This is a genomic window from uncultured Oxalicibacterium sp., from assembly GCF_913776015.1.
Classification (GTDB): Bacteria; Pseudomonadota; Gammaproteobacteria; order Burkholderiales; family Burkholderiaceae_D; genus Oxalicibacterium.
Genome location: NZ_CAJYMD010000024.1, coordinates 1 through 8,995 on the forward strand (window position 1 = coordinate 1; position 8,995 = coordinate 8,995).

Here is an 8,995-nt window from a genome sequence, read left to right on the forward strand (position 1 = left end):
GTGCCGCTGCCAGATCGCCGGCTGCAATGTGGAAGGAATGCACAGTTTGTTGCGAAACCGTGCTGGATGTCTGTGCGCTAGCAATGTGTGGTTGACCGAGAAAGCAGAATGCGCCAAGCAGCATAAGCTGTACGGCGTGCGCTACGGGTGTGCGTTTGAGCTGTGTAGCGCAATGGCCTGTGGCAAGGTGAGATAAATGCATGATGACCTTTTGATGTAATTGAATGGAAGCTTCAATACATAGGTCACGCGACTGGCAAAAACGGGTAAGGGTTTTTTAAGAATGATGCGAACCTTAGCCGGGTTGGCGTGGTTCTACTTGCACCCAGTAACGTGTGCGATAACGCAGTTGCACTGGCAGCGACTGCATCAGCGAATGCAAGACGGTATCCGTGTCGTCAATCGGGAAAACCCCAGAGATGCGCAAATCGGCTACACGCTCGTCGCAGGACAGCAAACCGCTGTGATAGCGACTCAATTCATGCACAAACTCGCGCAAGGGCATACCGTCTGCCAGTATTTGTCCATTGAGCCAGCCCCACGCATTACTGCCTGCTGCCTGAGGCGAGGTAACGCGATCACTGCTCATGGATGCGGTTTGGCCTGCTGCCACGATCACGGAATCCGTCGTTGAATGTGGCGCCACGCGTACGCGACCTTCTTCAACCGTGATATGCGTCCAATCGTCTTCGTGCCGTACGGCGTAGCGCGTACCGAGCGCGAGCGTTTGTCCGTGGCGTGTTTCGATCAGGAACGGGCGGTATGTGGATTGCGTTTCACGTGCGGTCGTGACGAAGGCTTCGCCCTTGACGAGTTGCAGTACGCGTTGTGTGTTCGTGTAGCGAATGTTCACGGCGCTCTGACTGTTCAATTGAAGATGGCTGCCGTCGGCAAGCGTGAATGCACGACGCTCTCCCACGCGTGTGGATAGGTCTGCCAGCCAGATCTGGCCGGTCTGACTGCGCCAGCCCATGCCGGTGGTGATGCCGATGCCGGACAGCCATAAAAAAATCTTGAGCCCTTTGCGACGCGCAATAGGGCGCGTTGCCAGTGCTTCGCGGCTGGCGCTGCCGTTCAGACCATAAAAGCCCTGACTGACTTTCTGAATATGCTGCCAGGCGCGCTCGTGATCGGGGTGTGCCTTGCGCCATGTTTCCCAGGCCGATTTTTCTTCGCCACTGACGTCATCGCTCATCAGCAGCGTCAACCATTCGGCCGCCTGTGCTGCGATGTTGATGTCGATGGCAACACCTTCGGCGTAGACGCTGCCACGTGGCAAGGTAGGCAACGAGCTGGTAAGTTCGCTACGCATTCTGAATGGCAGCGAAGTCGGGTATGGCAAAGAAGCAGAGTAGGTTGGCCTGGCTCAGGTATTTTTTGACGGAATGCGTTGTCACGCCTAGTTCGCTAGCGATGTCGGCATAGCGCATGCCATCCAGATGCGCCATCAGAAATGCATTTCTCGCCTTGGTGGAGAGACGTTGCAGCGCCCGATCGATCAGCTGCAGGGATTCCATTAACAGGGACATGGCTTCAGGAGAGGGATGAATAGCTTCGGGCAGATGCGAAAGCGCATCCAGATAGGCTTGCTCAAGCTCTTCGCGACGCCAGTGGTTGACAAGCAGGCGGTAGGCAATCGTCGCCAGAAAGGGGCGAGGCTCACGAATTTCCTGTGCCGAACCCGCTACCAATACCTTGACGAAGGTGTCTTGCATGAGATCGCTGGCATGGCCGGTATCATGCATGCGCCTTCTGATCCAGCCCAGAAGCCAGCGATGGTGATCGATATAAAGCAATTGAACGTTGATGGTTGCGGTGTTGGTCGCCATACGGCACAAATCTTAATGGGAATTATTCCTATTTTAATTTTGACGTATATGCCCCACAACCATTTGCATCAGCCAAGGGGCGTTAAATCGGGTTTATGTGGGTAAATCGGTACAGATTCGCGTAAAAGATGCTGGTGTTACAGCGTGGGTTGGCTTTCCGCTTGATTGGTCACACACCTTTTTCCGGCAACGGCGTCTTCGCCTTGTATTCGCATAAGTCAGCAATGATGCAGTTCCAGCACTTGGGTTTGCGCGCGATGCAGGTGTAGCGGCCGTGCAGGATCAGCCAGTGATGGGCGTCGAGTTTGAATTCATCCGGCACGAATTTCAGCAGTTTCTGCTCGACGATATCGACATTCTTGCCCGGTGCGATGCCGGTGCGGTTTGAGACGCGAAAGATGTGCGTATCGACGGCAATCGTCGGCTCGCCGAAGGCCGTATTGAGGACGACATTGGCCGTCTTGCGGCCAACGCCGGGCAGGGCTTCGAGTTCTTCGCGCGTGCGCGGGACTTCACCGCCATGCTGTTCCAGCAGAATCCGGCAGGTGGCGATGACGTTCTTAGCCTTGGTGCGATACAGGCCAATGGTCTGGATGTAAGGCATCAAGCCTTCCACGCCGAGCGCAAACATGGCGGCGGGCGTGTTGGCAACCGGGTAAAGCTTGCGCGTGGCCTTGTTGACACCGACATCGGTCGCCTGTGCCGATAGCAGCACGGCGATCAACAGTTCGAATGGCGTGGTGTAGTCGAGTTCGGTGGTCGGTTTTTCGTTGGCGGCGCGCAGCCTCAGGAAAATCTCGCGTCGCTTGGCGGCGTTCATGGCTTGTCTTTCTCGGCCTGTTCCTTCTTCAGGCGGGCGCGTTCGATGGCAGCCTGGATGATGGCTTTCTTGCGTGCTTGCTCGGCTTTTTCGTCCTCCGACACGTCTTCGCTTTCGAGTGCCTGCAGTTTGGCGGCAGCCTTGGCGGCGAGACGGGCGTCGTTCTCTTCCTTTTCGCGCTGCAGGCGTGCCGTGCGTGCATCGTGGCGTGCACGGGCTGCATCGGCTTGAGCCTGCGACCATGCATCCCAACCGGTCTTGCCCGGTGTCACTTCGACCATCGCAATGCAATCGACCGGGCACGGTGCCACGCACAGATCGCATCCCGTACACAATGCATTGATGACCGTGTGCATCTGTTTGGCCGCACCCAAGATGGCATCTACAGGGCAGGCCTGAATGCAGAGCGTGCAGCCGATGCATAACTGCTCATCGATCATCGCGATCGGACGCGCACGTTCGATGCCGTTGTCGAGATTGAGGGTAATGACGGGTTTGCCAAGAACCTTTGCCAGTCTGACGATGCCCTCTGCGCCGCCTGGCGGGCACTGGTTGTAACTGGCCGTGCCGTCTGCCATGGCTTCTGCGTAGGGACGGCATGCCGGATAGCCGCACTTGGTGCACTGCGTCTGCGGCAGCAGATCTTCAAGGCGGTCGGCGAGCGGACGTTGATCGTGAGAATGCAAGGCGATTCCGTGACGGCGTGGCGGGAAATCCGATTATCGCGAAATTATCCTCGCAAGGCGGCGTATCCGCCAAGCAAGGGCATACCGCTCATGCGGACTTTCGTAATGAGAGGCATTTTTGTTTGCGGTGCGTAATGAAAAACGCCCCGTCATTGATACGGGGCGTTTCAGAATGGCATGGTGCCGATCAGCGTTCCAGATACTGGAGCTTGTCGGTCTTGTCGCGCCATTCGTCGGCATCGGGCAGGGCTGGCTTGGTCTTGGTGATGGACGGCCAGATGCGCGAGAGTTCGGCGTTCAGGGCGATGTAATGCTGTTGATCGGCAGGCAGGTCTTCTTCGGCGAAGATGGCGTTGGCCGGGCATTCGGCCACGCACACGGCGCAATCGATGCATTCATCGGGATCGATCGCGAGGAAATTCGGGCCTTCACGGAAGCAATCCACCGGGCACACGTCGACACAGTCCGTGTAACGGCACTTGACGCATGAGTCGGCAACTACGTGGGTCATACCAGATCCTAACTGTTGATTATCTTGAAAGCTGCGCAAAAGCCGGCAGATTGCGGCTTGCAGATGAGCGGATATCGCGTTGGACAGCCGCAGAACATCGCATTTTAAGGCAAATCGACCTTTCCCACAAACCGTGGCTCATACGGATTCCGCATAAGCTAATGCGTATTTCGTACTTTGGCGTGTCATTGTCACGATTGCGCTATTTGAATGGCATCGGAAGGCCGCCATCGAGAAGAGAAGTGCTGCGATAAAATGGCGTTCGCTCATGGTGCGCAGGATCATTGCCTGCAACGCATGCCGAAAAAACGCTGTATGGACAACAATGCAATTCCGACAAGGAGGAGAAATTGACGAAGCCCAATGTGTTGGTCGCACGTGCGACATTCCCCGATGTGCTGGAACGCCTGCAACAGCAGTTCGAGGTCGAATCCAATCAGGACGACACCATTTTCTCGACGGAAGAATTGCATCGTCGCATGCAAGGCAAGGATGCCGTCATCATGACCAGCAGCGAACGCCTTTCGGCCGAGGTGATTGCCGCCAATACGCATCTGAAGGCAATTTGCAATGTGGCGGTCGGCTATAACAATATCGATGTGGCTGCCGCCAGCAATGCCGGCATCATGGTCACCAACACGCCCGATGTGCTCAACGAAACTACGGCCGATTATGCGTGGACCCTGCTGATGGCGAATGCGCGCCGTGTTTCTGAATCCGAACATTTCCTGCGGGCTGGCAAGTGGACCAACTGGCGTTTCGATCAGTTTCTCGGTGCCGATGTGCATGGGGCCACGCTGGGCATTCTCGGCATGGGCCGCATTGGGCAAGCCGTCGCACGCCGTTCAATGGGCTTCGACATGCAGGTGATTTATCACAACCGCAGTCGTCTTGCGCCTGAACTCGAAGCGCGTGCCAATAATGCGCGTTATGTCGGCAAGGAAGAATTGCTGCGCAGTGCAGATCACTTGGTGCTGGTACTGCCGTATTCGGCGGAAACGCATCACGTCATCGGTGCGGCGGAACTGGCGCTCATGAAACCGACCGCCACGCTGGTCAATATTGCGCGCGGCGGCATTGTGGATGATGTGGCCCTGATTGCCGCATTGCGCGAAAAGCGCATTGCGTCTGCCGGCCTCGATGTATTCGAAAACGAACCGGCGCTGCATCCGGATTTCCTCACCTTGCCAAATGTCGTGCTGACGCCGCACATCGGTAGCGGTTCGGAAAAGACGCGCCGCGCGATGGCCGATTGTGCTTCGGCCAATCTGGTCGCGGCGTTATCGGGAGAGCGCCCACCCAATCTCATCAATCCCCAAGTCTTGAAGTAACCGTAAAAAGGAAGAACCGTTTCATGGCAGATATCAGCATCCGTCGCACACATCAACTGGCACCCGAAGCCGCGCGCGACGCCGCTCAGCAACTGGCCGATCGCATGGTCAACGAATTCGAGATGCAGACTGAATGGCAGGGCGATGTCCTGTCGTTTCAGCGTAGCGGTGTGTCCGGCACGCTGGCGTTGCAAGGACAGGAAGCACAGGTGGATGTGACGCTCGATTTTCTCTTCAAGGCATTTGCTTCGACACTGGAAGAAAAGATCGTGCGCAATATGGACCGCGTGTTTGGTGCTGCTGCATAAGACGACAGCATAAAAAACGCAAAAAAAATCCCCGTAGCGACGTTTGCCACTACGGGGATTTTTTTATGCTTTACCGGCTTAATCCTTGAGGCTGGTAATCAAGTCGATGTATTGCTGTTTCGCATCCTCTGTCGACAAGCCTTCCAACTGGTTCCACGCATCCCATTTGGCGCGCGCCACGAAATCTGTCATGGCCGGCTGCTCGCCTTCCACATTGCCATTCGTTGACTGCTTGTACAGTGCATAAATTTTCAGCAAGGTCAGGTTGTCAGGACGTTGCGCCAGCGTCTTGGAATCGGCAACAGCCTGTTCGAATTGTTCCTGCAGACTCATGAATGCTCCTGGGACAAAACGGCGAAAGAGAAGTGCATCGCTTTTGCAATGCGCACGGATGTCGGGATTTATACGCCCAGCAGTTCGACTTCAAAAATCAGCGTGGCGTGCGGTGGAATCACGCCACCAGCGCCGCGTGCACCATAGCCCAGCGACGACGGGATGATCAGTGTGCGCGTGCCGCCAATTTTCATGCCTTGCACGCCTTCGTCCCAGCCCTTGATGACATGGCCAGCACCCAGCGGGAAGCGGAATGGATCGTTGCGGTCCTTGCTGGAATCGAATTTTGCGCCAGCGCTGCCATCGTCATTTTGCAGCCAGCCCGTGTAATGCACGGTGACGTAGGCACCTGCGGCGGCTTCTGCGCCGTCGCCGACGACCTTGTCTTCGTATTGCAGGCCGGAGGAAGTGGTTGTGGTTGCCATGTCTGTTTCCTTGATGAAGAAGAATGATAAAAGTGTCGCCGATTGTAGCAGGAGCGGCATGCCACCGTGGATGAAGGCGATGCGAATGGGCCATGTTGGCGGTCTGCGCATGCGCAAGCTGCACGGTAGAATGCACCAGAACGCGTACCAGTCTTGGTATGCGCCGGGTTTATCGATGGAAGGATGGAATGCAAGCGATCTTGATAGCCTTCGGGCGCGCCGTGGTCAGCCAGCTGCATATACGCATGCTGTTGCTGACGATCATGCCGTTCATTCTTTCGCTGGCGATCTGGGGACTGGTGCTGGCATTTTCGCTGAATGCGATGATGGACTGGACGCAGGCCTTCTTCCTTGAAAACGATGGTTTTGCTACGGCCAACAATGTGTTGACGTGGTTCGGTCTTGCCACGCTCAAGGCGGTGGTGGTGCCGCTGCTGTCGATGTGGATCTTGCTGCCGTTGATGATCTTCACCGCACTGGTTTTCGTCGGTGTGGTTGCGATGCCGTTCATCTCGAGCCATGTCGGCGGCCGACATTACAAAGGGCTGGAAAAGCGCAAGGGCGGCAGCTTTTTCGGCAGTCTGTGGATGTCGCTGTCTTCATTTGCGGTCTTTCTCGTGCTGTGGCTGGTTTCCCTGCCACTTTCGCTGATCATTCCCTTCATGGTGGTTGCCCAGGTTCTACTGTGGGGCTGGGTGACCTATCGCGTGATGGCCTACGATGCATTGGCCGATTACGCCGATGCCGATGAGCGCAAGGCGATTTTGCGGCAGCATCGCTGGCCCTTGCTATGCATTGGTACGCTGGCTACGTTGATTGGTGCGGCACCGATGCTGCTGTGGCTGGGCGGCGCGGTGTTCGTGTTCTTTTTGCCGGTATTTGCCACCGGCGCGATCTGGCTGTATGTGCTGGTCTTCGTCTTTACGGGCTTGTGGTTCCAGCATTATGTGTTGCAGGCGCTGGCTTCCTACCGTGTCGAACAGGGCGATTTCGGCCCGCAAGATGTCGTGCCACTGCTCGACCTGCCTGAAGTGCAGGGCGGTACCGTAATCACCAAAACAGACTGATACTTTTCACACGATGGCTTTCGGACTACTCATCATCGGCGACGAAATCCTGTCCGGCAAACGCGCCGACAAGCATTTTGCCAAAGTGGTTGAACTGCTTGGCACGCGCGGGCTCGCGCTCGGCTGGGCGGAATATCTGGGGGATGACCGCGATCGCATCACGGCAAGCTTGCGGCGTACTTTTGCGTCTGATGACATCGTGTTCAGTTGTGGTGGCATTGGCGCAACGCCGGACGATCACACGCGGCAATGTGCAGCGGCCGCGCTGGATCTGCCGCTGGTATTGCATCCCGAGGCAGAAGCGAAGATACGTGAGCGAATGCAAGATATGGCACGCGAAGCCAAGGTGGTGTTCGATCCCGATCGTCCCGAGAATCGGCATCGTCTGAAGATGGGCGAATTCCCGCAGGGCGCGCAGATCATCCCGAATCCGTATAACAAGATTCCCGGGTTCTCGGTGGAATCAGGCAATGGCGGCGCGCATTACTTCTTGCCGGGCTTTCCAGTCATGGCGTGGCCTATGATCGAATGGGTGCTCGATACGCACTACGCGCATCTGTTCCACCGTCAGCCGCAAAGCGAGAAATCGGTGCTGGTGTTCGAGGCAATGGAGTCGGCACTGACGCCGATGATGGAAGCCATCGAGCGCGACCATGCGCCGGTCAAGGTATTCAGTTTGCCCAGCGTGGGGGATGCGCAGACGCGTCGCCACATCGAGCTGGGCGTCAAGGGGCCGGCAGAATTGATCGCGCCGGCATTTGCGCAATTGGTTGCGGAACTCACGCGAAGCGGCGAAGAATTTCAGCCAACCTGAGGTGCGTGCAACGCTGCATCAGCGCGCAATGAATAAGTGCCTGGATAGCTTTGCTTCAGGCTTCGCGCGGAAAACTCACCACATGTGCCGCGTCGAGACGAATGCCGATGCGCTCGCCAACTGCATGATCGTGGTGCGAGGGCACGAGTGCCAATAGTTGCTGGCCGCTGGAAAGCTGGAGCGTGTAGAGAAATTCGGCACCGCGAAACGCCTTGCGCACGACTTCTGCCTGAATCGGACTGGCATCGTCGTGGATGATGTCGTCTGCGCGCAGCAGGACTTCCACACGCGTATCGCCGGGCTGGAAAGTGCGCTCTGCCAGTGGCAGATTACCGAGTTCGATATGAACCTGGTTGCTGTCGCGATCGATGATGCCCGGCGTAAAGATGCCCTGGCCGATGAAGTCCGCCACGAAGCGTGTCTGCGGCTGGTGGTAGAGCTTGTATGCCGAATCCCATTGCACGATCACACCGTCCTGCATGACACCGATGTTGTCTGCGATTGCAAACGCTTCGTGCTGGTCATGCGTGACGAGCACGGCTGTGGTGCCGACTTCCTTCAGGATGTCGCGAATCTCGGTTGCCAGTCGCTCGCGCAGATCCACATCGAGATTTGAGAATGGTTCGTCCAGCAATAGCAGATCCGGTTGCGGCGCCAGCGCGCGCGCCAGTGCCACGCGTTGCTGCTGCCCACCTGATAGTTCGTGCGGAAACTTGCTGCCATGTGCTGACAGGCCGACCAGTGCGAGCAGGGTATCGACGCGTTTGCGACGATCGGCAGAAGATGATTTGCGCAGGCCGAAGCCGATGTTGTCGCTGACACTCAGATGCGGAAACAGTGCGTAATCCTGAAACACCACGCCGACTTGCCG

Annotated in this window: 13 protein-coding genes; 4 read left to right on the plus strand and 9 right to left on the minus strand. The window is 56.9% G+C overall.

What is annotated here, in order from left to right; all coding sequences use genetic code 11:
- The 6 genes from QZ725_RS03520 to fdxA all read right to left on the minus strand — a co-directional run.
- A partial coding sequence (locus QZ725_RS03520) for a hypothetical protein (protein WP_293776290.1) occupies positions 1 to 202 on the minus strand: 202 nt, incomplete at its 3' end.
- A gap of 93 nt (positions 203 to 295) precedes the next feature.
- Entirely contained in the window at positions 296 to 1,312 is a 1,017-nt protein-coding gene (locus QZ725_RS03525; protein ID WP_293776292.1) for a FecR domain-containing protein, read from the minus strand.
- A complete protein-coding gene (locus tag QZ725_RS03530; protein ID WP_293776293.1) occupies positions 1,305 to 1,829 on the minus strand; it encodes a sigma-70 family RNA polymerase sigma factor in 525 nt (174 codons plus the stop codon). The genes QZ725_RS03525 and QZ725_RS03530 overlap by 8 nt, the downstream gene beginning before the upstream one ends.
- Positions 1,830 to 1,998: 169 nt before the next feature.
- The gene (gene nth, locus QZ725_RS03535) at positions 1,999 to 2,649 is read right to left on the minus strand and encodes an endonuclease III (RefSeq protein ID WP_293776294.1); all 651 of its coding nucleotides are present in this window, start codon (positions 2,647 to 2,649) and stop codon (positions 1,999 to 2,001) included.
- Complete coding sequence (rsxB, locus tag QZ725_RS03540; RefSeq protein ID WP_293776295.1) at positions 2,646 to 3,335, minus strand: electron transport complex subunit RsxB; 690 nt, start codon at positions 3,333 to 3,335, stop codon at positions 2,646 to 2,648. The genes nth and rsxB overlap by 4 nt, the downstream gene beginning before the upstream one ends.
- 187 nt (positions 3,336 to 3,522) lie before the next feature.
- Positions 3,523 to 3,846 carry a ferredoxin FdxA gene (gene fdxA, locus QZ725_RS03545; RefSeq protein WP_293776296.1) on the minus strand — a complete coding sequence of 108 codons (324 nt, stop codon included), beginning with the start codon at positions 3,844 to 3,846 and terminating at the stop codon, positions 3,523 to 3,525.
- Between the two features lie 350 nt (positions 3,847 to 4,196).
- Between fdxA and QZ725_RS03550 the strand changes: the two genes are divergently transcribed.
- Together QZ725_RS03550 and QZ725_RS03555 are read left to right on the plus strand one after the other, a co-directional pair.
- Positions 4,197 to 5,177: a D-glycerate dehydrogenase gene (locus tag QZ725_RS03550; protein ID WP_293776297.1), complete on the plus strand. Its 981-nt coding sequence runs from the start codon at positions 4,197 to 4,199 to the stop codon at positions 5,175 to 5,177.
- A 23-nt stretch (positions 5,178 to 5,200) separates the two neighbouring features.
- On the plus strand, positions 5,201 to 5,485 hold the full coding sequence (locus tag QZ725_RS03555) for a polyhydroxyalkanoic acid system family protein (protein WP_293776298.1): 285 nt from the start codon (positions 5,201 to 5,203) through the stop codon (positions 5,483 to 5,485).
- Positions 5,486 to 5,563: 78 nt separating this feature from the next.
- Here the strand turns inward: QZ725_RS03555 and QZ725_RS03560 are convergent, their stop codons facing one another.
- Together QZ725_RS03560 and QZ725_RS03565 are read right to left on the minus strand one after the other, a co-directional pair.
- A complete protein-coding gene (locus QZ725_RS03560; protein WP_293776299.1) occupies positions 5,564 to 5,818 on the minus strand; it encodes an acyl-CoA-binding protein in 255 nt (84 codons plus the stop codon).
- 68 nt (positions 5,819 to 5,886) lie between these two features.
- Positions 5,887 to 6,243 carry an FKBP-type peptidyl-prolyl cis-trans isomerase gene (locus QZ725_RS03565; protein ID WP_293776300.1) on the minus strand — a complete coding sequence of 119 codons (357 nt, stop codon included), beginning with the start codon at positions 6,241 to 6,243 and terminating at the stop codon, positions 5,887 to 5,889.
- Between the two features lie 188 nt (positions 6,244 to 6,431).
- Between QZ725_RS03565 and QZ725_RS03570 the strand changes: the two genes are divergently transcribed.
- Entirely contained in the window at positions 6,432 to 7,310 is an 879-nt protein-coding gene (locus tag QZ725_RS03570; protein WP_293776301.1) for an EI24 domain-containing protein, read from the plus strand.
- Between the two features lie 13 nt (positions 7,311 to 7,323).
- Complete coding sequence (locus QZ725_RS03575) at positions 7,324 to 8,124, plus strand: molybdopterin-binding protein (RefSeq protein WP_293776302.1); 801 nt, start codon at positions 7,324 to 7,326, stop codon at positions 8,122 to 8,124.
- Positions 8,125 to 8,179: 55 nt separating this feature from the next.
- On the opposite strand, the gene QZ725_RS03580 is transcribed toward QZ725_RS03575, so the two are convergent.
- Positions 8,180 to 8,995 (minus strand): ABC transporter ATP-binding protein (locus tag QZ725_RS03580; protein ID WP_293776303.1); only part of this gene is annotated, 816 nt, incomplete at its 5' end.